At 33.7% G+C, this 25421-nt stretch carries 20 protein-coding genes and 1 other annotated feature; of the genes, 11 read left to right on the forward strand and 9 right to left on the reverse strand.

All coding sequences use genetic code 11. The features are described from left to right. Positions 1-11: 11 nt before the first annotated feature. From NST00_RS09465 to NST00_RS09475, 3 genes are all read left to right on the forward strand, one after another. The gene (locus tag NST00_RS09465; protein ID WP_168412521.1) at positions 12-1397 is read left to right on the forward strand and encodes an ammonium transporter; all 1386 of its coding nucleotides are present in this window, start codon (positions 12-14) and stop codon (positions 1395-1397) included. A gap of 820 nt (positions 1398-2217) precedes the next feature. Further along, on the forward strand, positions 2218-4215 hold the full coding sequence (locus NST00_RS09470) for a methyl-accepting chemotaxis protein (protein WP_340709887.1): 1998 nt from the start codon (positions 2218-2220) through the stop codon (positions 4213-4215). Between the two features lie 244 nt (positions 4216-4459). Further along, on the forward strand, positions 4460-6199 hold the full coding sequence (locus NST00_RS09475; protein WP_016839649.1) for an ABC transporter ATP-binding protein: 1740 nt from the start codon (positions 4460-4462) through the stop codon (positions 6197-6199). A 392-nt stretch (positions 6200-6591) separates the two neighbouring features. Here the strand turns inward: NST00_RS09475 and NST00_RS09480 are convergent, their stop codons facing one another. Both NST00_RS09480 and NST00_RS09485 read right to left on the reverse strand, forming a co-directional pair. Next, positions 6592-6732, reverse strand: coding sequence for a cyclic lactone autoinducer peptide (locus NST00_RS09480; protein ID WP_016839648.1), 141 nt, complete (start codon positions 6730-6732; stop codon positions 6592-6594). Continuing rightward, positions 6725-7294: an accessory gene regulator ArgB-like protein gene (locus NST00_RS09485; protein WP_340709888.1), complete on the reverse strand. Its 570-nt coding sequence runs from the start codon at positions 7292-7294 to the stop codon at positions 6725-6727. The genes NST00_RS09480 and NST00_RS09485 overlap by 8 nt, the downstream gene beginning before the upstream one ends. A gap of 873 nt (positions 7295-8167) precedes the next feature. Here NST00_RS09485 and NST00_RS09490 point away from each other — a divergent pair. Continuing rightward, complete coding sequence (locus tag NST00_RS09490; RefSeq protein WP_340709889.1) at positions 8168-9031, forward strand: GHKL domain-containing protein; 864 nt, start codon at positions 8168-8170, stop codon at positions 9029-9031. 12 nt (positions 9032-9043) lie between these two features. Continuing rightward, positions 9044-9775 carry a LytR/AlgR family response regulator transcription factor gene (locus NST00_RS09495; protein WP_016839645.1) on the forward strand — a complete coding sequence of 244 codons (732 nt, stop codon included), beginning with the start codon at positions 9044-9046 and terminating at the stop codon, positions 9773-9775. Positions 9776-9843: 68 nt separating this feature from the next. Here NST00_RS09495 and NST00_RS14990 read toward each other — a convergent pair whose 3' ends face one another. Then, a complete protein-coding gene (locus tag NST00_RS14990) occupies positions 9844-9939 on the reverse strand; it encodes an IS3 family transposase (protein ID WP_408056490.1) in 96 nt (31 codons plus the stop codon). Between the two features lie 321 nt (positions 9940-10260). Between NST00_RS14990 and NST00_RS09500 the strand changes: the two genes are divergently transcribed. Beyond that, positions 10261-11037 (forward strand): DDE-type integrase/transposase/recombinase, encoded by a 777-nt coding sequence (locus NST00_RS09500; RefSeq protein WP_340709890.1) that lies wholly within the window; start codon positions 10261-10263, stop codon positions 11035-11037. Positions 11038-11155: 118 nt separating this feature from the next. On the opposite strand, the gene NST00_RS09505 is transcribed toward NST00_RS09500, so the two are convergent. Then, positions 11156-12280: an IS4 family transposase gene (locus NST00_RS09505; RefSeq protein WP_339287653.1), complete on the reverse strand. Its 1125-nt coding sequence runs from the start codon at positions 12278-12280 to the stop codon at positions 11156-11158. Positions 12281-12385: 105 nt separating this feature from the next. On the opposite strand from NST00_RS09505, the gene NST00_RS09510 reads away from it, so the two are divergent. Beyond that, complete coding sequence (locus NST00_RS09510) at positions 12386-13207, forward strand: hypothetical protein (RefSeq protein WP_340709891.1); 822 nt, start codon at positions 12386-12388, stop codon at positions 13205-13207. Then, positions 13204-13959: an IS21-like element helper ATPase IstB gene (istB, locus tag NST00_RS09515; protein ID WP_016839664.1), complete on the forward strand. Its 756-nt coding sequence runs from the start codon at positions 13204-13206 to the stop codon at positions 13957-13959. The genes NST00_RS09510 and istB overlap by 4 nt, the downstream gene beginning before the upstream one ends. A 572-nt stretch (positions 13960-14531) precedes the next feature. Here the strand turns inward: istB and NST00_RS14995 are convergent. Continuing rightward, positions 14532-14858 (reverse strand): cytochrome c biogenesis CcdA family protein, encoded by a 327-nt coding sequence (locus tag NST00_RS14995; protein WP_016838621.1) that lies wholly within the window; start codon positions 14856-14858, stop codon positions 14532-14534. A gap of 586 nt (positions 14859-15444) precedes the next feature. On the opposite strand from NST00_RS14995, the gene NST00_RS09525 reads away from it, so the two are divergent. Continuing rightward, the gene (locus NST00_RS09525; RefSeq protein ID WP_340709892.1) at positions 15445-16659 is read left to right on the forward strand and encodes an IS110 family transposase; all 1215 of its coding nucleotides are present in this window, start codon (positions 15445-15447) and stop codon (positions 16657-16659) included. A gap of 384 nt (positions 16660-17043) precedes the next feature. Here NST00_RS09525 and NST00_RS09530 read toward each other — a convergent pair whose 3' ends face one another. Together NST00_RS09530 and NST00_RS09535 are read right to left on the reverse strand one after the other, a co-directional pair. Further along, positions 17044-19284, reverse strand: coding sequence for a YhgE/Pip domain-containing protein (locus NST00_RS09530; protein WP_016838618.1), 2241 nt, complete (start codon positions 19282-19284; stop codon positions 17044-17046). A gap of 101 nt (positions 19285-19385) precedes the next feature. Then, positions 19386-19958 carry a TetR/AcrR family transcriptional regulator gene (locus NST00_RS09535; RefSeq protein WP_016838617.1) on the reverse strand — a complete coding sequence of 191 codons (573 nt, stop codon included), beginning with the start codon at positions 19956-19958 and terminating at the stop codon, positions 19386-19388. A gap of 275 nt (positions 19959-20233) precedes the next feature. On the opposite strand from NST00_RS09535, the gene NST00_RS09540 reads away from it, so the two are divergent. Beyond that, positions 20234-21004: a sporulation protein gene (locus NST00_RS09540; protein ID WP_016838616.1), complete on the forward strand. Its 771-nt coding sequence runs from the start codon at positions 20234-20236 to the stop codon at positions 21002-21004. Between the two features lie 111 nt (positions 21005-21115). Here NST00_RS09540 and NST00_RS09545 read toward each other — a convergent pair whose 3' ends face one another. After that, complete coding sequence (locus NST00_RS09545) at positions 21116-21493, reverse strand: aspartyl protease family protein (RefSeq protein ID WP_016838615.1); 378 nt, start codon at positions 21491-21493, stop codon at positions 21116-21118. Positions 21494-21548: 55 nt separating this feature from the next. Further along, positions 21549-22229 (reverse strand): TerC family protein, encoded by a 681-nt coding sequence (locus tag NST00_RS09550; protein ID WP_016838614.1) that lies wholly within the window; start codon positions 22227-22229, stop codon positions 21549-21551. A gap of 162 nt (positions 22230-22391) precedes the next feature. After that, positions 22392-22644: a binding site (T-box leader), on the forward strand. A gap of 52 nt (positions 22645-22696) precedes the next feature. Between NST00_RS09550 and alaS the strand changes: the two genes are divergently transcribed. Beyond that, positions 22697-25357, forward strand: a complete 2661-nt coding sequence (gene alaS / locus NST00_RS09555; protein WP_340709893.1) for an alanine--tRNA ligase — start codon at positions 22697-22699, stop codon at positions 25355-25357. The last annotated feature ends 64 nt before the right edge of the window (positions 25358-25421 follow it).

Here is a 25421-nt window from a genome sequence, read left to right on the forward strand (position 1 = left end):
GTCGAGTGAAGATGAAGAAAAAAATGCTATCTATTTTTCCATTATTATTGTTCGCTGCAATGCCAGCTTATGCACAAGCACCAACTGTTGAGTCGATAGAATTGTCTGTGAATCTAGTTTGGGTCATGTTAGGTGCTATATTAGTATTCTTCATGCATGCTGGATTTACTTTGGTGGAAACAGGATTTACGAGAGCAAAAAACTCGTTAAACATCATCATGAAAAACTTCTTAACGATTAGTATTGTTTCCATTTTGTATTATCTTGTTGGCTTCGGTTTGATGTTTGGTGATTCAGCTGGAGGTATGTTTGGAACAAATGGATTTTTCTTATCGGGAAGAGAAGATATCGACTTTTTCGTATTCCAAGCAATGTTTGCTGCAACTTCCATTACCATTATTTCAGGTGCTGTAGCAGAACGGATAAGAATCATGAGCTATATAATGATTGCTGTTGCAATGAGCATCATTGTTTATCCTATCATAGGCCATTGGGTTTGGTCAGGTGACGGATGGCTTGCACAGCTCGGATTTACAGATTTTGCTGGTTCCACAGTGGTGCACTTAACTGGTGCGATTGCCGCATTAACCGTTGTCATCTTCCTCGGGCCTCGTATCGGAAAATATACAGGTAAAAAGGTCAATGTGATTCCAGGCCATAACATACCTCTAGGTGCTTTAGGTGTATTCGTACTTTGGTTAGGCTGGTTTGGTTTCAACGGTGCAAGCACCCTTGCAGCAGATACAAGTTTAGTACCACATGTCATTGCAACGACACTACTTTCTACATCGGCAGCTTTTGTGACGTCTGCCGTTTATACAAAAATCCGCTTTGGAAAAATTGATCCGTCCATTTCACTAAATGGTGTACTCGGTGGATTAGTAGGGATTACAGCAGGTGCAGCAGATATTTCCATTCTAGGTTCAATTATAGTTGGATTCGTATCAGGTATTTTATTAGTAGAAGGTGTTCGTTTCTTAGATGCAAAAGTACGTGTCGATGATCCGGTTGGTGCTATTGCTGTTCATGGTATTTGTGGTATTTGGGGCACTCTTGCAATCGGATTGTTCTCGACAGCTAGCGGTTTATTCTATGGGTATGGAGCTTCTCAACTAGGCGTTCAAGCAATTGGAGTTTTAGCCGTTATCAGTTATACATTCTTAATTGTAAGTGTTGCAACAGTTCTGATTAACTTTATTCATCCGATTCGTGTATCAAGCGAAGATGAAATTGCAGGTCTCGATTATTCTGAACATGGCTCTTATGCATATGAATGGAGTCAAACCTTGCTTGAAAGAGTAATCAATGGCAATGACGAAAAACCTGAACACGGTTTAGGTTTAGCCGATCGTTTGAATAATCTAGGACACGGGGTAGTAAAAAGTAAAACTTCTTAAGTTGTTTTGAGTGGGAAATTCATACAGTGGGTTAACATTGTTTTGCGATTCTATTGAAGATCTGGAGACAATACTTTCAGCCTGAGGAAGATTTCCTCAGGCTTTTTTAATTTGTACAAAGATACATCCGTTACCACACACACTAACTAGTTGGAAAATGGATGTGAAATGGGAATAAGATTGACGCCAGAAACCAGTTAATCGAAGAAGGTAAACAGTATATGGTTACGTATAAATGGAATAATAAAAACCCTGATGAAAGGAAATTAATTCAAATTATGCCTGTCAATAATTAATAGATTTGATGATTCCCTAAAACCAGTAGGCGACGATTCATAAGTATGAATCGTTGCTTTTTTTATAAATTGTAAAGTCTGATTATGTGACTTTAAAACTATTTAATTTTGTTTTATAAGAGATAAAATCATATTTTGGTAAGATGGAAAATTAGACTGATTACACTAAATAAAAAATAAATCTATAATTCTAAAGTTTTACAAAATAAAGATTTTAAAAGAATATATCAAAAAGTTAGAAATTTATATCGATATAATAATGGGTTTTTTTTCAGCAAGTGTTGATTTAGAAAAGAAGACATTTCTTTTTAGGATCAATGCATGAATTTTATATTTTAAATACTGGAGGTTAAATGAAGTATGAGAAGATCTTAATTATTTTCCCAAGATTTACTTTTAACATTAATTATCAAATTTATTCCAAACCCGTTAAGCTAAATAAATTAAACAACAAATAGAAAACAAAAATACAAAATCTTTTTAGGCAAAGGAGATGCCACTTTTCAACTAGGGGAGGACTATCAGTGAAAAAAGTTTCAAAAAAAATCAGCAAGTTTAGCTTTCGTAATTTTCATATAAAATTATTTATTTCCATTACAATTATTGTAATCCTTTCTTCTTTGCTAATTGGCACATTATCTTATCAAACATCCAAGGAAGAATTAAGAAACCAAATATTGGATAATGTTTCGGCTAATGTATCTAGAATCGATGATGTTATCAAGGATCTAATTCAACCGAAAATGACGGATATTCAAATATTGTCAAATCGTATAAGAGGATCCCAATTTCAAGAATCCAATCATTCTGAAATACGTAAATGGCTGAAATTTTATCAAGAATCCCATCCCGAAATTGCTGGTGTCTATGTAGGAAATGAAGACGGAATATTTGTGAAGGAACCAGCACATTTAGCGGTTAAAGCTGGATACGATCCTAGAGAAAGAGATTGGTATATTCAAGCCATGGAGAATAAAGGAGAAACCTTTATTTCAGAACCTTATGTTGCTGCAAGTACAGGAAAAATGGTGATTACCATCTCCAAAGCTCTCGATGATGGCACTGGAGTTGCAGGAATTGACATCAATCTTGATAAGTTGGAAGAATTAGTGAAAAACATTCAAATTGGCAAGGCGGGATATGGACTCGTTTTAGACAAAAACAATAAATATATTGCTCATCCATCTGCTGAATTGGGAAGTGAAGCCATAGATTCGATTTACGACAAATTGTATGAGAAAGATAAAGGACAGGTTAATGGAGTATTAAATGGAGAATCCGTAATTTTACATTTCATTACGGATGAATTGACTGGGTGGAAAATCGGCGGACTGATTTATGAGAAAGAAATTGATGAAGCAAATGAAGCTATCTTACATTTATCATGGATTGTAGGAACTATTGCGATTATCTTTGGTATCTTTGCTGCTGTTTTCATCATTAAATCTTTAAGCAGACCGATTAAACAATTGGGTGATTTAGCCGTAAAAGTCAGTGGAGGGGACTTGACCCAATACGCAAAAATATCGACAAATGACGTGATTGGAAAGTTAGGAATGGCTTTTAATGAAATGATTGATGGGTTGCGTACTTTGACTCTTCAAATAGACGAAACAGCCGAAAAAGTCGCGGCTACATCGGAACAATTGTCTGCCAGCTCCGAAGAAACGACTGCAGCAACTGAACAAGTGTCCAATTCGATTCAAGAAGTATCGAAAAATGCAGAAGCGCAGACAAGTATGGTTGAGAATGTATCCCATATCTTTAAAAAAGTTTCGCAAGGAGTGGAGGACATCGCCGAACGTTCATCCAACGTGACGGAACTTTCACGCAAAGCTATTCAGGTGGCAGACATAGGCGGCCAAGCTGTTTCCAAAACGGTTGAACAAATGAAATCCATTCATACATCTGTTAGCCAATCACAGTCCATTATTCATTCTTTATATGATAGTTCAAAACAAATTAATGAAATTTTAAATGTAATTACTGGAATTGCCGATCAAACGAATTTGCTTGCTTTAAATGCGGCTATTGAAGCTGCCCGTGCAGGTGAACATGGCAAAGGATTTGCTGTAGTCGCTGATGAAGTAAGAAGCCTTGCCGAACAAACCCAATCATCAGCTAAAGAAATTCAGGAGATTATTAAGAAAATTCAAGATGATACGGAAAATACAGTAAAGATGATGAAACAGATTTCTGTAAATGTAGATGATGGGGTAGAGATTACAAGCGAAGCCATTGAACAATTCAACCACATTCTCCAAACAACGAAAGAAATTTCGCCGCAAATGGAAGAAGTTTCTGAAGCAGTGAAAGAAATGTCCAAAGCTCTTCAAAATGTCAATGAAGAATTGGATGGTCTTGTGGAAGTGGCTCAAGGTAATAATGCGGCATCTGAAGAAGTTGTCGCAACAGTGGAAGAACAGTTGGCTGCGATGCAGGAAATTTCCGCTTCGGCCCAGTCCCTTGCATCAATGGCAGAAGAATTGAAATCTGTCACATCTAATATGAAATATCATTGATGAAGGCAACTTCAATATTACATCTTGATGGCTTAATGAAAAAAGGGTTCTTTTCGATTCATCCATCAGTACAAACTGTTTTGAGTGACTAAATATTTTAGATGACGATGTAGAATAGGCAGGAGAGTTTGATCTTCTGCCTATTTTTCTTTTTAAAAAGCATTAGTCTAAATACAAATGTTATCCATTTGCAAAAAATTTTTGTATAATTCAAGATATGACTATCAAAAGAGAGGAAAAGAAGATGTTAAAGCATTTTTTTTCTTATTATAAACCACATAAACGATTATTTATCATCGACTTTTCATGTGCTGTCTTTGTGGCTATTTTAGATTTGTTTTTCCCAATTGCGGTGCAATGGTTTATTGATGTCTTATTACCTGAAGGCGATTGGGGAAAAATTGTACAAGTCAGCATTTTATTATTACTTGTTTACATTTTAAGCACCATCATGAACTTCGTTGTCAACTACTTGGGTCATAAACTAGGAATTAATATTGAAACCGACATGCGTCGCGATTTATTTAATCACATCCAAAAACAAAGCTTTAAATTTTTTGATAATACAAAAACGGGTCATATTATGAGCCGCATTACAAATGATCTTTTTGATATTGGTGAATTTGCGCACCATGGTCCAGAAGATTTCTTTATTGCAATGATGACATTTATTGGTGCGTTCATTATTATGTTCCAAGTAAATCCGACATTGACGTTTATTGCACTTGTTTTCACACCCTTTTTAATTTGGTTAGTGACTTACTGCAACAATAAAATGAACAATGCTTGGAAAGAAATGTATAGTAAAATTGCGGATGTTAATGGAAGAGTAGAAGATAGTGTTTCAGGAATCCGGGTTGTTAAATCATTTACAAACGAAGAATTTGAAATGAAGCGCTTTAAACAACAAAACGGATATTTCCGCGCTGCCAAACTATTTGCTTATAAAGTGATGGCAGGGACACACTCAAGCATCTATTTTATGACACGACTATTGACTTTAGTCATTTTAGTGGTAGGTGCTTGGTTGAGTTATAATGGCAAATTGACATATGGTGAATTAGTAAGTTTCGTATTATATACAAATGTATTAATTAAACCTATTGATAAAATTAGTGCATTACTTGAACTGTATCCAAAAGGAATGGCAGGATTTAAACGTTTCCGGGAATTACTGATGCAAGACCCGGAAATTCAGGATCGTCCCAATGCTGTAGCAGTTCCTCATTTACAAGGAAATATCTCTTTCAACAATGTATCGTTCCAGTACGATGAATCAAAGCCGGTATTACGGAATATTTCATTTAATATCCAAGCTGGCCAAACAATCGCATTTGTCGGTCCATCTGGAGCAGGGAAGACAACAATCTGTTCATTAATTCCCCGCTTCTATGATGTAAACGCAGGGGCGATTACTATTGATGGAATCGACGTACGAGATATCACACAAAAATCGTTGCGTGAACAGATTGGCATTGTACAGCAAGATGTATTCTTATTTACTGGTACAATTCGTGAAAATATAGAATACGGAAGACTAGGTGCAAGCTTTGAGGAAATACAAGCGGCTGCTGAGAAGGCTCATTTGAAAGAATTTATCGAATCTCTTCCAGATGGTTATGAAACGCAGATTGGGGAGCGCGGCTTAAAATTATCAGGAGGTCAAAAACAGCGTATAGCCATTGCACGTATGTTCCTAAAAAATCCGCCAATTTTAATATTAGATGAAGCCACTTCTGCACTGGATACTGAAACAGAAATGATGATTCAAAAATCTTTGAACGAGTTGTCCAAAAATCGTACAACATTAGTCATTGCGCATCGACTTGCAACGATTCGCAACGCCGATCGTATAATTGTTGTAACGAAAAATGGAATTGAAGAACAAGGCACTTATGAGGAACTAATTGCTTTAAATGGCGTATTTGCAAAATTGCATCATATCCAGTTTCAAAAAAATGAGGAGGAATTTATCTCTATCTAAAAGATTATTGGAGTTAATGGAGAAGCTGGGACAGAACTAAAATTGGCCTTCTTAAAATCGAATTATCATTAGCATTTCGATATTTAATTAAACCGAATGATATTGAAGCTCAGAATAGAGTTTCAATAATCGTTCGGTTTTTCTATTGGCTGAAAACCTTTTGTCTCAACTCTTTTCTTAATTAGCAATTATCTATTTTTTAGTCAAATTATCAAAAATCCCAGTAGCCATTCATTTCTAATATGTATTATTCCATATCTTCAATTTAATGAAAGAATAAGAAAAAAGGGAATCGTCTAAAAATTTAAAACGATCCCCTTTTTATGCTACACTTCCAAACAGAATTTTCTATCAACTTAAAAAACACTAATTCTTTTCTTAAAATAATACCATTAATTAAAAGGATTTTCTTTCTTTAAGCTTTCAGGAAGTTCTGGTTCATGAAAAACTAATGTACATCCCATAGTAGTTGCTGTATTAGCTAATAAAATAACCAAACCTGAAATTTTGCTGACAAGTAATTTTCTAAACATTCTCTTTACCTCCTACAAATTTTTGTGTTAATACAGAAATAAGTTGTAATGTTATTCCGTAAAAAATGAAAATTCTGCTGGAAGGTATAAATATGAAACAAAGCCATAAAACAAACAATCTAAAAGCTATTTTCTTTTTTAAATACTGTCTATGTTTATAATTAAAAACAGGACGTTTACTCGTACCAATTGGTGAAAAAATAAATAAAAATAAAGACATTGCACCAGTGAATAAAATCAACCATTCTATACTTAGATGAAAATCTTTTATGATGATTACACCAATTGGAAATGCAAGTATACTCATCAGTAAACAAACAATATTATTTTGAAAATGAAACCCCAAGCAAACTTGTCTCAAAATAAAAAATACAATGTGAGTGAAAAAAGTGATAAAAAAACAATCTAATAATATGGCGATCAGATAGATAATGATAATTTTCCAAATATCATTCAATATTAATCTCACGCCAAATTTTATTTTTTCTCTCTCTAAATTATTGTAATGTTCTAGAGTAAGCATATTGACTATTCGATTTTCAATATTCGATAGAAAATTCATAAACACCACCACATCATTATCTTAATGTAAATTTTGATTAAATGGAGTTTTATGTCATAAGTGTTTAAATTTTACTCCTAGATGTAACAAAAACTATTAAACTTAACAAGTATATGGCGAGTTTTATAGTAAAATAGTTATTGAACTTAATATATTTACAAGCATCTTCATTATTTTCTTTCATCTAAATTTTTTATTATAGGATTATGGTGTATAATGTGAAATGTGTGCTATTTTTTCGTATAAATATTTCCATAATCCTATTTCATTTATCTTAATTAGTGAATGTAAGTTGCGATAAATAATGTTTGGGATATGCCATCCCAAAATTACTAACATATAAAAATCACTATTTTTCAATCATGAAAAATAGTGATTTTCCAACCTATCCTTGATTAAAATAATACTCAAATCAATCAAACGAATTATTTTTTGATAACCCTATCATATATTCAAGGCTTAAAGGGGAGAGTTACAATTTCAGATTTACTTATTGTTAGTATTATTGAATTTACTGTAATCTGCCTATCGATTTTTTATTTGCAAAAAATAAAATTAAATCTATTTTCTGTTTCCATTAGTCTATCAATAGCTGTTATATCATTAGTTTCATTTTATTTTCTGGAATCATGGATTGCCATCATTATACTATTTGGTAGTATCGTGTTAGCTCTGATTTTTCACTCTAATTTATTTAAAATATGTATTGATTTATGTTTAATTATTTTCATCGGAATGATTTCAGACCACATTGCCCAACTGGTTTTAAATAAAAACAATAATGTCTTCTTCCACTCTCTAATCTTTGCACTTTGTTATGCAATATTATTTATAATCATTAATTTACTCATAAATTTATATAAACGAGATTATTTGCCCATTAATTTTATTACCAAGTTTCTCATCAGTATTTTATGTTGTGTAACTGTCATCGTCTTATATTTGAACATTTTTATTCCAACATCATACGAAGAATTGCAGCTAACAAGAATTAATCTAATCATTCAAATATGTTACTTAATTGTTATGTCATTTTTGTTCATCTTACTTATTTATAGTATCAACGAAACGAATAAATTAAAGCATGAGAAGATACAAAAAGCATTGTTTTCTCAATATATGAGTTCATTAAATGAAATTAATATTGAAATGCAAAAATTTCGTCATGATTATAAAAATATTTTAATTACAATGGAGAGATACATAGATAATAAAGATTTAGATGGTTTAAAAAAATATTTTAAAGAAAAAATCATAAATACTGAAAAAAATACACTATTAAAAAATTCCTTAATTCATGATTTAGGGAATTTAGAACTGATGGAACTAAAAGGATTATTACTAACAAAACTATTAACAGCTGTAGAGAAGAAAATTGATATACAAATCGAAATTCCAGAAAAAATCGATTCTATTTATATGGATATTATTGATTTATCAAGAATGATAGGGATTTTAATTGACAACGCTATAGAAGCAAGTATTGAATGTGAGAATCCCTTTATCAATCTTGCTATTATGAAAACAAATGATAATTCAGTATTAATGATTATTGAAAATAATTTCACCAATACATTAGATATTCATCAACTTTATAAAAATCATTATTCAACAAAAAAAGGAAACCGTGGCTACGGCCTAAACAATGTTAAGGATATTTTAAATAACTACCCAAATGTACTAATGAATACGAGCATTGAGGAAAATATCTTTATCCAAGAAATTGAAATAAGATAAAGGTGATGTTTCTTGAAGGTCATAATTTGCGAAGATGATTTAGAACAAAGACAATTTCTGCAGAATGTCATAAGAAGATATTCAAGTTTTCATTTGCCAAGTATTGAAATTGCATTATGTGCTTCAACACCAGAAGAAGTCATATCTTATATCGAAAATCATTCAGCTGAATGTTACATATTAGATATTGAATTGAATAGCAGTATCAACGGTTTAGAATTAGCTAGAATTATACGAAAACAAGATCCATTAGCAACTATTATTTTTGTAACGACCTTTGCCAATAAACTAAAATTAACCTTTAAATACAAAGTAGCAGCTCTTGATTTCATTATTAAAACGTCGAATCAACAATTACTTGCTAACAATATCATCGAAGCATTGACAACTGCATATCAACATTATTTGACACTTGGCCATAATAGTTCTACAAAAGTACTTCAAATAAAAGTAGGAGAGAATATAAAAAATATTCGTTATGAAGATATTTATTATTTTGAAACCTCTTCAATACCTCATAAAATAAGAGTGCATTCAAAAAATGGCATCTATGAGTTTTATGGAAAATTAAAAGATTTAGAGAAATTGGATCCAAGATTTTGTAGATCACATAACAGCTATCTAATAAATATTGATTATTTGCACGAATATGATGTAAAAAATAAAATATTAATAATGGAAAATGGACATGAATGCTTGGTTTCATACAGATATGCTAAAAATATTGTGAAACACTTAGTGTAATGGATGCATAAAATGTGGGTGTTTTAGAAATTCGAAAACTTTAAATTTCTAACTGTAAAGTAGACATTCTAAAAAATAAAGTTTTTAAGCGGCTTGAGCCTATGTTCCAATGGGCTTAAGCCGTTTAATTTTTCTTGATAACGGAAATTGTTATAAAAATATATTTATCAATTGATTTTTCAGTTTTTGAAGGAAGTTTTTTGAATGCGTAATCTTTATAGATCCAGGGACTTGTGAGTAACCAAAGGATAACAGTAGAAGATAATCAAAGAATCGCCCTTTAAGCTGTACTAGAAAGGCATACATATAGATTTGGATTTAGAAAATGGGGCATTTGTAAACGCTAAACTAGAATCAACAGTTTTCCACAAATAGAACTCAACAGAATTCCCCAAATAAGATTAAACAGTTTCCCCACCATCAATCACTTTCAAATATACTGTTACTAGTCTATTGAAAGTGAGGAATTAGGAGTGAACAGATTTATGCTTTACATCGAGATTCATCGTTTATACAAAGAGGGATTCTCCAAGAGTGCTATTGCAAGAAAACTAAATATTTCAAGAAATAGAGTGATAGATTATTTGAATATGAGTACTGATGAGTTTGAAGAATTTTTAAGTACATTACGTACAAGAGAAAAGAAACTAGACCCTTATCATGATCAAATTCTAGGGTGGTTGAAGGAACATCCTGATTTAACTGCTGCACAAGTTTATGATTGGTTGGAAGAAAAGTTAGGTTTCAGGGAAGTCGCTGAGAACACTGTACGAAATTATTTAAACGAAATGAGGGATTACTATCGGATTCCAAAGGTAAAGGTTCAGAGGACATATAGTGTAGTTCCAAAATTACCAATGGGAAAACAGGCTCAAGTGGATTTTGGACAAACTACCGTCAAAAACAGACAAGGTGAGAATAAAAAGTTGTATTTTATCGCATTTGTTTTATCACATTCAAGATATAAATATGTAGAATGGCTCGATCGACCTTTTCGTACTTCCGATATGATTCGAATGCATGAAAATGCATTTGAATACTTTGGAGGAATGCCAGAAGAAATGGTCTATGACCAAGATGCGTTATTAGCAGTTAGTGAAAATGCAGGTGATTTAATTCTTACAGCTGAATTTACTAAATATCATCATACCCGTAAATTTAATGTTTATTTATGTAGAAAGAGTGATCCGGAATCAAAAGGTAAAATTGAACAGGTTGTGAAATTTGTAAAAAATCACTACCGTCGCATAAATGATGTCTGAATTTTCAGTTTTATTTTTTCTGGACTTTAGAGAAAAAACGAAAACACCTAAGCGAGGGTAGTAAACATCCATTTTTTTACTATAACCTATGACTTGTGCAACAACGACTGGCAAACCTTTATGGGACGCCGTTTCCTTCGATTTTTCGTAACCAAATGTGAGCGGATTTCCACAAAGAAGCCTTCAAATAGCGACTAATTTGTAAGTAACTGCGTTCGCTATTCGTGTTCAGCTGAGCTAAAACATTCAGACAGTACACTATCATGGCTACGTACACTTGATTATGTACAGCTTGTTCACTGTGACCAAAAAACTTTTTAATGTTCAGATGTTGTTTCATCCATTTGAAAAAAAGTTCGATTGCCCAACGTGATTGGTAGATTTCTGCAATTTCATCTGCGTCAATGTCAAACCGATTTGTCAGTAAATGAAGCTCATTTCCTTTTGTATCATGCAATTTGAGTAAGCGAAACACGTTTTCAGAACGATTTTGTGGTGTTCCAATGACAACCATTTCATCAGAGAATACGGGTGAATCTTCTGGTAACGAAAAGGATTCTAACACTCGGACAACAGCGTTTTTACGCAAACGGGTCACAAAGAAATAGCCATCTTCCGTCATTTGATCAAAGCGCCCATAATCCAAGTAACCACGATCAAACACGTACATGCATTCTTTGTCATCCACGAATACTTCTAGTTGACCACGATCATGTTCGTTGGCATTCGTGAGTACGGCTTTATCTGGATAGGAGAGTCCTTTTTCCATAAAAACAAGTCGTAAGTGAAGCTTTACTCCTGATTTTGTTTTTCGAAACTCTGCCCACTTATGATTGGTCAAATTAAGCGGTAATGTACTCGAATCAATGATTTTCAAAGGCGTTGTCACTTTTCTTCTTGTTTGGAAATTGGTTTTCCGATGAATTTGTGCCACTAAATCGAGAAAAATCGTTTGAAAGAACTCAGTTGGGATGGTATTGATTCGTCTCCCTAACTGTGAAAAACTAATCGATTCCAATCCCGTTGCTCGTTGTAATTCTTCTAAAAAGACAGCGTCACTCAACGCCCGTAAACTCTCGGTTTCATGGAGTTGGGCATACAAAAGCAGTTTCATAAATGAAGCCATATAAAGCTTCTTGGTATAGTGATTTAATTGATGTGTTTTCACTAGGTCGTCAAATAATGGACGATTAATCGGTGAAAACCATTGTTCAAATGATGTTTTTCGTGTAAACTTATCCATGGTTTTGTCCTTTGTATTGGATTTGGATGGTTTACTACCACCCAACCATTATAAAGGATTTTTTTGTGTTTAGATTATATTTCAGAAAATTCGGTTTATTTGAAGGTGTTAAATTATTTTAATGCGACGCTAGTGGTAAAAAATAATTTTAGCAAAAATCGAGTATTCGATCATCTTTCAGATTGGAATCAATCGTGCCACGCTTGGTTGAAAAGAACAGGAAACTATAAAGTTCATCATAATACGAAAAAGAGACCTTCTGAAGTGCACGCCCTGGAAAAGCAACACTTAAAGAAAGTCTCTGGTACTTACATTTTCGCAAATGTTTCAACTCCAAGTATAACAAGAAATATCCATAAGGACAATGTTATTCGTTATGAAGGAAATCGATATAGCGTTCCTAAAGGAACATATAGAGCAGATGCCCCAAATCTTGCTTATTTACAAGAAGAGGATGGTTGGTTAATTATTCGACTGAAAGAAACTGGGATGGAGTTAGCAAAGCACCGAATATCCGAAGGAAAAGGATTGATTATTACAGATCCCTCCCATCGGGAACATAGCACAAGTAAACGAGATCTTTTAATTCATCAAATTCAAGAAACATTCATAGATAAAGAGAATATTCAATGGTTAATACACAAATTGAAAGAACGATATCCACGTCATTTAGTGGATCAACTCAAAGTACTACAACAAGCCATCAGAATTTACCCAAATCATTGTGAGGAAGCTTTATCTGAAATGAAGAAACTTGGAATGACCAGTGCAAATGATTTTCGGGATATTGCACATGCATTATCTGTACAATATCAAAAAAGTTCACCTAAAATCGTTGAATTGAATGAGAAGTATAAAGATTTATCAGCACCAGAACGATCCGAAGACATTTATTTAAAAGTCTTATCTGGAGGTGAAAATGAATGAATCATCATCCCTATGAAATTTTACAAGATAAATGTCGTACCTTGCGCCTCGCTGAGACGGCTAAAGAATTACCGAATTTACTCCGTGAAGCTGAAGCAAAGAATTGGACATATCATGAACTGGTTTATGAAATCTTAAGCTATGAGATGCGATGTAGAGAGCAGAAAAATAATGAGAGATTAATGAAATGGGCAGAGTTCCCAGAAATATTGACGTTTGATACCTATGATTTGAAGGAACAAACAGCTCTTGGTGAAAAACAACTAAATGTATTAAAAGAACTGAATTGGATTGAAGAATTTTTTACTTTAATTTTGATGGGACCAACAGGAGCAGGAAAAACACATTTATCCGTTGCATTAGGAATACACGCTGTGGAGAGAGGATACAAAGTATCCTTTGTCTCCATGAATCAGCTTATGTATATTTTAAAAACAAAAGAATATATCAATAAATCTAAAATACGCTACAAACGTATTATAGCTTCGGATTTAATTATTATTGATGATGTCATGTACATGACTTACGAGACTCAGGAAGCCAATCTATTTTTCCAGTTTATCTATGATTTATATGATAAAGCAGCATTCATTCTAACCTCTAATAAAGGGCCAAATGAATGGGGAAAATTTCTTGGTGATCCTACTTTAACAACAGCTATACTTGACCGTTTATTACATAGGAGTGAAATTATCACTTTCGATAACGAAACGGATAGCATTCGTATGAAATACAGAAAGGTATTATTTTAATTTAGCAAACTGTTGAATCTTAATTGTAGAAAACTGTTTAAAATTATTTGTGGAAAATTGTTTAATTCTACTTGACGGTTACAGCATTAAATTAGAATCCAATCTTTTAAATCTGGTGAATTTCTTATTGTTATGCCAACTTTTAAAATTAATAATCAACAGTTCATTATAATTGAATCCGTCTCAATACGAATTTTTTTGATATTTATAAAGGGGCATAAAGAAGCTCCCTATTAGGCAGATGATTTTTATTTTTTCATCTGTCTGCCTAATAGGGAGTTATTACTTTAAGGAATCATCCGTTCGTCATGTTGTGATAGTAAAACAAGATTTAAAGTATTATCAGGGGGCATTAGAGCTAACAATTCAAAATCCTTGGAAATCACCGAATATTGGTTGAAGTAATGAATTAATCATTGTGAACTTATTAAAATAAAGAATTACTCCCATTACAACCATTATTCCTCCACCAATTCTCATAATAACTCCAGTATATTTTCTTAACCATGAAAATTTTGTTGAGAAAAAGGCGATTAACAGAAAAGGAATACTAAAGCCAAAAATATAAGAAATCATATAACCAGACCAAATAAAATGATAAGGATTGCACCTATTTGTCTTATTAAATTACCGTATTGAATATACCAAGCTTCAATAAATGTGGCACCTTCAGTAGAACCTAATCCTAGAACTAAATAAATGACAGAAAAACCTAGCAAAAAACAAACTGTATGAAAGAATATAATTTTTTTATCCCTAAACTCATTACTTTGTATTTTATCAATACTTAAACCTGTTATATAGGATAAAAAGACCGGATATAGAGGAAACACGCAAGGAGAAAGGAAAGTTAGAAGACCTGCACCAAAACAAAGAAAAATTGAAATATCTGTTTCCAATATAATCCCCCCGATTCTTCTTTAAAAGTTAATCAATTAGTTAATTAAATAATAAGTTAAATCCTTTATTATATTTGGAAAATATCATAAATGATAAAAATCTAATCTTATTTGCAATTTCCCCATCGAAAAGAACAAATCAGGATTTGTAAAGATCGATTTAGGAAAAAAGGGGAAACTCTACCAAACTTTGTATTATAGTTGGGTTGTAAATTAATAGATGAATAGGAGGAATTCAAATTATGAAAAAATTTTTATTTAGTATATTAGTATCATGTATGGTGCTTGCTCCTAATATAAGTGCATTGGCAGCAACAAGTTCTAGTGTTAAACTAACATCTATCAAAACATACTAAGATTAGTAGTACAAACCAAGGCCAAGGTTTGTGCTACTATTTTTTATAGTAGAAGTGAAGAAAAGTCGACCAGCCTCAGGGATCTTTGAATCCGTATTAAAAACTGGCTAACTTCACACCCTTATGCGAATCAGTTTAGTATGTTGGGTCCATAGAGATCGTGTATAAGAAAGTGGAATCGATAAGGTAATGTGAAGACTTCTATGAATTGGCAAAGAAGGAGTAATGGAATGAAACATGTTATTGGTTTAGATGTTAGTAAAGGAAAGAGTACAGTAACGATCTATGATAGTTATCGTCAGTGCAAATATGAAGGTGAAATCAATCATACACGAAGAGATTTTGAACAATTGCATAAGCGAATAGTAGATATTACATCACTTGATGACCAAGCACCAGACATTGTATTTGAAGCAACAGGTGTTTATTCAAAACCGATTGAAGCATTTTTAAAAGATTACGGTTATGCATATTGTCGGATGAATCCCCTTGAAGCGAACTTACAAATGGCGAAGATGCGTCGACATAAAACCGATATAAGCGATGCTCATGAATTAGCCAAAACACATTTTAAAATGGAGAGAGAACCAACCTATATCCAAGATGATTATTATGAGCAGATGCGTGCATTGACACGTTATTATGATGAAATTGCTGAAGAAATGATTTTATTAAAAAATCGTATGCATTCCATTTTACAATTGAGTTTTCCAGAATTAGAAAAAATACTGACACCAAATTCTGCACTATTTTTAAATATAGTACAACTATACCCTCACCCAACACTTGTTTTAGCTCACTCTAAAACTGTCATTAAGAATCGCCTAAAAGCGAATACAAGAAAGAACCTTTCTTTAGAACGTGCAGAGAAAAAAGCAATTGCTTTATTAGAAGCTGCTCAAAATAGTTATCCAGCGATTAAATCTACCAATGTGCGATGTGAACAAGTCCGTGATTACGCAAATCGAATAGCAGAATTAAAGGATAAAAAAGAAGCACTTGTCCAACAAATGATTACTTTATCAAAAGATCGAAAAGAGTATATTGTTTTACGTTCCATCCCTGGTATCGGTGATTCTACTGCTTGTAGATTAATTGGGGAAATGGGTGATATTCGTCGCTTTCAAAATGCTAAACAATTGAATGCTTATGCGGGAATTGATATTATGCGCTATCAATCGGGGAATACACAGTATCATGATCGTATTAATAAAAGAGGTAACAAACACTTGCGAAAGCTTTTATATTTTATGGTGTGTGCCATGATTATGAAGAAGAAAGATAAACCGAATCATTTTGTAGATTACTATTATAAATTAAAAACACAACCTCAGAGAAAGCCTCATAAGGTTGCGATTATCGCCTGTATCAATAAATTTTTAAAAGTGACGTTCCAGTTACTGACACATGGCATTTTATACGATTATGAAACTGCCTTAAGTTAAATAATCGATTAACTACACTATACCATAAATGACCTTTCGAAAAAATTAAAAATCGTTAGGTCTTTTTGGCATGCCAAAATTTAGTTGTAGTTGTGAGGGGGTACCCCCTCACAACTACAACTAAAATAAAAACATATACAAATTAATAAAATATACTTGACTGATCGTAAGAAAGAGGTTGGAAAAAAAGAAAAATGTTAGACCAAGATATATTTGGTCTAACATTTTTTTGATTTAGAAGTGGGATATTAAATCTATTTAAACGTAATTTTAATATTCATTTTTGTTGTTTTTCATAAAAATTAAGTTCTGTCCCAGCCTCTTATTAAATGAAACGTTCAATGTGATTCCAATGAATAATTAATACATTTTCCTTCATTATATTTACTCATCCATTACTGCAGTCATTTCAACATCTTTTGATTTTTTTGTTGAAAGTGCAAAATATCCAATCGTAATGAGGATAAAGGCAGCCATGTAGCTTAATAGTATGAAGTTGTTCTGCCATAAGAATGAAATATCCCCACTTGAGATTGCAGCTTTAAAGGATTGGATTGAATAAGTCATTGGCAATAGTGCATTGATTGGTTGAAGTGTGTTTGGTAGCAACTCCATTGGGAATGTACCTGCACTTGTTGTTAATTGTAAAATTAATATAATAATCGCTATAAATCGTCCAGTGTCTCCTAATAATGTGACAAGCATTTGAATAAGTGTCATAAACACAATGCTTACAATTATGGAAGTTAGGATGAACAACGGAAGATTTACAACTTCTAGTTTTAATGCCAATAATAAAATGCAATCTACTAATAGTGCTTGAATGATACCGACAATGGCAATCACACCAAATTTACTACCAAACCAAGTGAAAGCATTTTTCGGTCGGATGACTGGTCGTTTTAATTCAAATACAATGGATAACATTAGTGCTCCTACGAATAAGCCTAGTGACATAAAATATGGTGAGAAGCCTGTTCCGTAATTTGGCACTTCATTTACTGCCTCTTTTTGAATAACAACCGGTTCACCCATCATGTCATACGTATCTTCATTTGCCTTAACTGAACCAGCTTCTTCAGCTCCATCAGCAAGTTTGTCAGCTAATTCCGTTGTACCATCTAACAATTTATCTGTGCCGGATTTTAATTGATTTGAACCATCTGCTAGTTGATTTGCACCGTCTTGAAGTTGACCTGCACCAGAAGTTAACTGTTTCATGCCTAAGCTTAATTCCCCAGCGCCATTTGTTAAATCAACTGAACCAGTATAAAGTTTATTTACACCATTTTGCAATGTTTGTTGTCCAGCATTAATTTGGTCAAGACCTGCAATTAATTGATCAAAGGCAGGGCCAGTTTGAGTTTTTAATTGCTCTTCAATACCATCAGCTGAAGAAAGCAATTGATTTGTTAGTGAAGTTTCAAATTGTGTTAACCCTTCTTTGAGTCCTTTGCTGATACCCGTAGAAATTTGAGGTTCTAATTGGGCTTTTAATTGGGTTTTATATTGCTCTTCAATTTGTTCCTTCGTAGGAACATTGCTTGCTAGCTGCGCGATAAAGGCAGCAGCTTGTTCTTCACTCATAATGTTGTTGGCAACGAGAGCAGCCTGAATTTGTTCTAAGTTTTGAGTTTGTGTTGATATGGATTGTACTGCAAGTTGGCTTGATAGTTGATTGACAATTCCAGCTGTCAGTTGTGTTGAAAGTTCTGCAGATAATTGAGTTTCTAATTGATCGATTCCATTACTAATATTCTCAACACTATTTTTAAGATTTTCAGAAATTCCTGTAGCAACTTGAGCTGGAAGTTGATCTTTCATTTGTTTTAGGCCATCTTCTACTTGAGATGTTCCTTCGACAAGGGATGGAAGATTTTCGTTCACTTGACGAAGACCATCTTTCAATTGACTAGAGCCAGCAGCAATCGAGCTTGAACCATCACTTGCACGGTTTACGCCTTCTTTGAATTCAATCATTTTTGAAGCCAATGTTGCAAGATTGTCACTCAATGTTTTTGAACCATCATTTAAATCAGCTACACCATCTTTTAATTGGCTTGCTCCATCGCTTGCTTGGCTAATTCCATCTGCTAACTTTGAAATGGAATCAAACATGGTTTCGGAATAAGTTGAAATGATATTTTTGGAGATTTCCGCTTTGATTTCTCTCATGGCAGTTTCTCCAATTTGAGCTGAAAGGAAGTTTGTACTTTCATTCGGAACATATTTTAGTTCCAATTTTTTCGGTTCATCATCTAGAATCGTTGTTGCATTTTTAGAAAAATTTTCTGGTATTTCCACTAGCAAATAAAAATCTCGATTCTCTAAACCTTTATAACCTTCTTCCTTTGAAACTACTTTGAAATTAAACTGTTCACTGTCATTGAGTTTTTCAGCAAGTTCTTTCCCGATTTCCAACGTTTTTCCTTCAAATTCAGCACCGGAATCTTCATTGACAATGGCAACTGGCAAGTCTTCTAAGTGCGCATATGGGTCCCAAAATGCCCAAATAAACATTCCTGTATACAGTACAGGAACAAGCGCAACTGCTAAAACCGATATGAGAATTTTCCGGTTTGAAAGAAGAAATTTTAGTTCCGCCATAAATGACGATTTTTTCATTTTGTTACCTCCTGGAAGTAATGACTATTTTGTTCATTTGGTCATTCTTGCGTAATATATATAGGGTACTCTAATACATTGAGACCCTTAAAACCTTAAAGTTATTTAGCCAATCCATCAATGAAATATAATTTAAATAAATTAGATATTTCTTCTTTATCAATAGCTGGATGCTGCTTTTCCCAATCAAATATTAAAGCAACATACATTTTTAACATAACAAATGCTGTGATTTCAGGATTGCACTCTTTAATTTCACCACGGTCAATTGCTTCTTGTATAATTCCCTTCATGTAGTGAATGACTGCTTGTTCAACACGCTGTATTACTTCTGCTACTGCTTGTGTTCCCAGTTCTCTTTCTTCTTGAAAAAGTTTGATTGTGAGCTGATGAGACTGTCGAAATTCTAGAAGTCTTAATAATACACGATTAATGTTTTCATCGAAGCTACTATTAGGATTAATGGCTTTTTCTGCTTCAGTTTTCATATCTTTAATAAGAGATGTAATAATTTCATCAAATAGTTCTTCCTTATTTTTAAAGAATGTATAAATTGTACCTTTTCCCACATTGGCAAGTTTCGCGATTTGATCCATCGTGGTTGCTTTGTATCCAAATAAAGAAAAGGATTTTTTTGCAGCTTCAAGTATTAATTGTTTTCTGTCAACGCTCAATACATTCACCTCACTTTAATAAATTATGACCAAATGAGAAAATTAGTCATTTGTTTCACGTAATGTACTTTACCACACAATATCTCCCTTTGCAAGTGTATTTACATGTTATGTAGTTTTTTTATTATCTTAGTAAATTCGCTGATTCGTAAGAAACGATTCAATAAATCAATCGTTATATGCTGTAAATCTATGTCAGAAAATACTTCACTGAAACTTTATCGAAAATAGAATCGTAATAATGGGGAAATTTCTTAAATGAAGGAGAGTAAACTATGTCATTTTTTAACAAAATGCTAGCATCTTTTGGTATTGGTTCAGCAAAAGTGGATACTCAGTTGGAGAAGTCTTCCTACAGTGCTGGTGAAACGGTGCGCGGTGAAGTAGAAGTATATGGAGGAAATGTTGCTCAACAAATCAATACGATTTATTTCACTTTATATACGACTTATATAAAAGAAGTCGATGATCGAAAAGTTTCGGTTCCATTTGCATTCCATAAATTCAAAATTAGTGATCCTTTTATGATTCAAGCAAATGAAACAAAAATCATCCCGTTTTCTTTCGTGCTGCCAGTAGACACACCTGTAACGATAGGAAATTCTAGAGTATGGGTGAAAACGGAATTAGACATTCAAAGCGGTGTGGATTCAACAGATAAAGACTTTATAGAAGTTCGTCCATCAAGATTGGCTTCTCATGTGTTAAATGCTGTACAACATTTAGGTTTTCGTTTACGAAAAGCGGAAAATGAACAAGTATCATTCCGATACCGAAAAAACTATCCTTTTATTCAAGAATTTGAATTTGTTCCAGTAACAGGGCCGTTTCGAGGTCGATTAGATGAACTAGAGATTGCTTTTCTTTCCCAAGAGGAAGGCTACGTGGAATTATTATTGGAAGTGGACAGAAGAGCAAGGGGACTTGGTGGATTGTTTGCTGAAATGTTGGATGTGGATGAAAGCCACGTGCGCGTTACATTTACAGAAGCGGATATGTACCATATTGAATCTAAGCTTCAACAAATTATTTCGAGATATTCATAATGTAAAAATCTATTATCTTTTATATAAAACAGAGATTGCCAACAGAATGAGCGGACTAGTGAAGTTAGGATCCTAGTTCGCTCGTATAACAGGCTATTTTTTCCTACATTTTCAGTGAGTTAGTAATTTTAAGTGTTTCAAATCTAAAACAAATTCACCGGATTTTAATATATCAAGTCCAATCAAACCTTGAATATTAAATCCTTGCAATGTTCCAAAATCAATATGAACATTAGGAAACGTCTTTTCGCCAATTTTTACATAATCCAATTTTTTCATAAAACTATATTCTACTCCACCGATTCCATAATGACGAACTAGCGAATCTCCGTTTTCAAAATAGATACCTATCTCTTGTACTGAATCAATATTGATAAAGGAATGGGAGGCACCTGAATCGATTGCAACTCGGCTTAACAATTTACTTTTCCCTTTATAGCAAATTTCAATTGTTGATAGCAATAAACCATCTTCAAAGAGAAGCTGCATATTTTACCTCCCAAAAGCTTTTATTTCCATTCTATTTCAATTTGTTAATCAATATTCAATTTGTACTTATATGTGTTTTATTTCTATTACGCAGAATAAAACCAATTGCAATAACGATGAATATTAATAATAATTGGAACAAGATTATAGGTAACGGATTTGTTAAATAAGGCTGAACATAAGCATCTTGAATAATCATTTTTGATGCAGTCCATGCAAGGACACCAGCACCTAAATAGATGAAAATAGGAAATTTTTCGATGATGCGAATGACAATTGTACTTCCCCAAACAATTATGGGAATAGAGATAAGGAGACCAAAGATGACTAGTAGCATATTTCCATAAGCTGCTCCTGCAACCGCAATAATATTATCAATGCCCATTAAAAAATCTGCTAACATGATTGTCCAAGCTGCACCCCAAAAGGATTTCTTTGATACGCGTATATCGGTATTTTCTTCAGTCACTAGCAGTTTTATCGCTATATATACTAACAATACGCCGCCAATAAATAGTAATCCATCAATTTCTAACAATTTCACTGCAAGCAGTGTAAAGATAATGCGCATAAAAATGGCAGCTAGCGTTCCAATGATAATAACCTTTTTTTGTTGTTTCGATGGCAGATTTTTTGCAACCATTCCAATCAATAATGCATTATCGCCAGCAAGAACAAGATCGATAAAAATAATAGACATTAGTGCAGTGTAAAATTCCATCGAAATAGTTTCCATATCTGCTCTCCCATCTATACTTTTTTGGAAAGTATATGTCCTACCATCCATGTTAAGAAGTAATTTACAAAGAAGGTATTTTTAATTGACATGAAATTATCGTTTTTTTATAATTTAGTGAGAATATTTCAATTCGTACTATGTATCATAAACAGCTTATACTTCAATACGATGATGGAGAGAGTACGTTTTTGTCCAGTGGAAAGAGAGAGATTCCGTAGGCTGAAAGAATCTTCACTAGTGGCAATTGCGGAAAGCTACTCCAGAGTGCAGTTAAAACCTGCCGTTCACTTACGTTACAGTGGCTAGAGTGACAGTTTCAAAATGAAACGGTTAAACGAGTATTTAGGTGTACGATATGAAATGAAACTGTAACGAGGGTGGTACCGCGAAATTTAATGTCTTCGTCCCTTATTGGGATGAAGGCTTTTTTTAATTTCAAAAATATTAGTAGGAGGTAATATTGAATGAAAGCAGCAGACATTCGTCGCAAATTTTTAGATTTTTTTATTGAAAAAGGCCATGCAGTTGAACCATCAGCTTCATTAATTCCAGTGAATGACCCGTCTTTACTTTGGATTAACTCTGGGGTAGCGACTTTAAAAAGATATTTTGATGGTCGTGAAATTCCTGAAAATCCACGTATTACAAATGCTCAGAAATCCATTCGTACAAACGATATAGAAAACGTAGGGAAAACGGCTCGCCACCATACATTTTTCGAAATGTTAGGTAACTTCTCTATTGGTGACTACTTTAAGCGAGAAGCAATTCATTATGCTTGGGAGTTTTTAACAGATCCAAAATGGATGGGATTTGACCCAGAACTGCTTTCAGTAACAATCCATCCAGAAGATGAAGAAGCTTATAACATTTGGAAAAATGAAATTGGCTTACCAGAAGAACGTATCGTTCGCATTGAAGGAAACTTCTGGGATATCGGGGAAGGTCCATCTGGTCCAAATTCAGAGATTTTCTATGATCGCGGTCCAGAATATGGCGATGATCCAAACGATCCAGAATTATTCCCAGGTGGCGAAAATGAACGTTACTTAGAAGTTTGGAACTTAGTGTTCTCTCAATTTAATCACAATCCAGATGGCACATATACGCCGCTACCTAAACAAAACATCGATACGGGTATGGGCCTTGAACGGATTACTTCTGTCGTACAAAACGTTCCGACAAACTTTGATACAGATTTATTTATGCCAATCATTGAAAAAATTGAAGAGTTTGCAAACCGTCGTTACAAACGACCTGGTGAAATTGATTTGAAAGAAATTTTCAACAATAAAGAAGATATCAACACACCGTTTAAAGTAATTGCGGACCATATTCGAACAGTCGCATTTGCCATCGGTGATGGAGCGCTTCCATCAAATGAAGGACGCGGTTACGTAATTCGCCGTTTATTACGTCGTGCTGTAAGATATGCAAAACAAATCGGTATTGAAAAGCCATTTATGTTTGAACTCGTTCCAACTGTTGGAGAAATTATGAAAGACTTCTATCCAGAAGTAAGTGAGAAAAGTGAATTTATTCAACGAGTTGTGAAAAATGAAGAGATTCGTTTCCTAGAAACATTAGATGGTGGCCTTGAAATTTTAAATGAAGTAATTGAACGTGAAAAGAAATTAGGGCGTAATGAAATACCAGGTGAAGACGCGTTCCGCTTATATGATACGTATGGATTCCCAATTGAATTAACAGAGGAATATGCTGAAGAACAAGGAATGACAATCGATTACGAAGGTTTTGAAGCGGAGATGGAAAAACAGCGTGAACGAGCAAGAAGTGCACGTGTTGATGTTGATTCTATGCAAGTGCAAAATGAAGTATTAACGAACTTAAAACAACCTTCCGTATTCGTTGGATATGAAGTGGCAGAATGTGACTCAACCATCGTTGCTATGGTAGGAAACGGTCAGGAAGTAAATGTAGCTTCTGAAGGAGAAGAGGTATTAGTCATTTTAGCGGAAACACCATTCTATGCTGAAATGGGTGGTCAAATCGCTGATAAAGGTACTCTTGAGAGCGATACATTCAAAGCTGTTGTAAAAGATGTTCAACTTGCACCGAACGGGCAGCATCTTCATACAGTAATTGTTGAATCAGGTGAAATGCATCTTAACGATCATGTAAAGGCGCAAGTGAATGCAGAAGAAAGAAAACTGATTGTGAAAAACCATACGGCAACTCACTTATTACACCGTGCTTTAAAAGATGTATTAGGTGAACATGTAAATCAAGCTGGTTCATATGTAGGTCCAGATCGTTTACGCTTTGACTTTACACACTTCGGACAAGCAACAAAAGAAGAGTTAGAAAAAATTGAACAAATCATCAATGAAAAAATTTGGGACGACATTGAAGTAGTTATTGAAGAAATGCCGATTGACGAAGCAAAAGCTCTTGGTGCTATGGCCCTCTTCGGCGAAAAATATGGAGATATCGTTCGCGTTGTACAAGTAAGCGATTATTCAATTGAGCTTTGCGGTGGTTTACACGTAAACCGCACATCTGAAATTGGATTGTTCAAAATCGTTTCAGAAGGTGGAATTGGTGCCGGGGTAAGACGTATTGAAGCTGTTACTGGTAAGGGGGCATATCTTGCAGTAAAAGAAGAAGAAAAAATCTTGCAAGAAGCAGCTGCACAATTTAAAGCAAATCCAAAAGACTTAGTAATGAGAATTCAAGGCTTACAAAGTGAATATAAAGAATTACAACGAGAAAATGAATCATTATCACAAAAATTGGCAAACCTTGAAACAGCAAACGTTCTTGATTCAGCACAAAAAATCGGCGATATAACTGTTTTATCTACACGAGTAGAGGCAAAAGATAATAATCAACTTCGTCAAATGATGGATGATTTAAAAGTGAAGCTTGAAAAAGCAGTTATTGTTCTTGGAGCTGTTGACGGAGATAAAGTCATGCTTTGTGCAGGTGTAACAAAAGATATTGCTGGTAAAGAATATCATGCAGGTAACATCGTCAAAACAGTAGCTGAGAAATGCGGAGGAAAAGGTGGCGGTCGTCCTGACATGGCAATGGCTGGTGCGAAAGAAGTTTCAAAACTTGATGAAGCCCTTCAATCTGTGTATGATTACGTTAAATCTATATAATAATTAAAAAGAAATCTATTTCACTGACTAATTGAATCAGTTATAATATAGAAAATGGAGCTAG

The organism is Ureibacillus sp. FSL K6-0165 (assembly GCF_038004285.1).
GTDB lineage: Bacteria > Bacillota > Bacilli > Bacillales_A > Planococcaceae > Ureibacillus > Ureibacillus thermosphaericus.

What these genes read in the sequence shown, in the direction of transcription:
- NST00_RS09465 (WP_168412521.1), top strand. Translation starts at nt 12, where the DNA reads ATGAAGAAAAAAATGCTATCTATTTTTCCATTATTATTGTTCGCTGCA.
- NST00_RS09475 (WP_016839649.1), top strand. Translation starts at nt 4,460, where the DNA reads ATGTTAAAGCATTTTTTTTCTTATTATAAACCACATAAACGATTATTT.
- NST00_RS09480 (WP_016839648.1), bottom strand. Translation starts at nt 6,732, where the DNA reads ATGTTTAGAAAATTACTTGTCAGCAAAATTTCAGGTTTGGTTATTTTA.
- NST00_RS09485 (WP_340709888.1), bottom strand. Translation starts at nt 7,294, where the DNA reads ATGAATTTTCTATCGAATATTGAAAATCGAATAGTCAATATGCTTACT.
- NST00_RS09500 (WP_340709890.1), top strand. Translation starts at nt 10,261, where the DNA reads ATGCTTTACATCGAGATTCATCGTTTATACAAAGAGGGATTCTCCAAG.
- NST00_RS09505 (WP_339287653.1), bottom strand. Translation starts at nt 12,280, where the DNA reads ATGGATAAGTTTACACGAAAAACATCATTTGAACAATGGTTTTCACCG.
- istB (WP_016839664.1), top strand. Translation starts at nt 13,204, where the DNA reads ATGAATCATCATCCCTATGAAATTTTACAAGATAAATGTCGTACCTTG.
- NST00_RS09525 (WP_340709892.1), top strand. Translation starts at nt 15,445, where the DNA reads ATGAAACATGTTATTGGTTTAGATGTTAGTAAAGGAAAGAGTACAGTA.
- NST00_RS09530 (WP_016838618.1), bottom strand. Translation starts at nt 19,284, where the DNA reads ATGAAAAAATCGTCATTTATGGCGGAACTAAAATTTCTTCTTTCAAAC.
- NST00_RS09540 (WP_016838616.1), top strand. Translation starts at nt 20,234, where the DNA reads ATGTCATTTTTTAACAAAATGCTAGCATCTTTTGGTATTGGTTCAGCA.
- NST00_RS09545 (WP_016838615.1), bottom strand. Translation starts at nt 21,493, where the DNA reads ATGCAGCTTCTCTTTGAAGATGGTTTATTGCTATCAACAATTGAAATT.
- NST00_RS09550 (WP_016838614.1), bottom strand. Translation starts at nt 22,229, where the DNA reads ATGGAAACTATTTCGATGGAATTTTACACTGCACTAATGTCTATTATT.
- alaS (WP_340709893.1), top strand. Translation starts at nt 22,697, where the DNA reads ATGAAAGCAGCAGACATTCGTCGCAAATTTTTAGATTTTTTTATTGAA.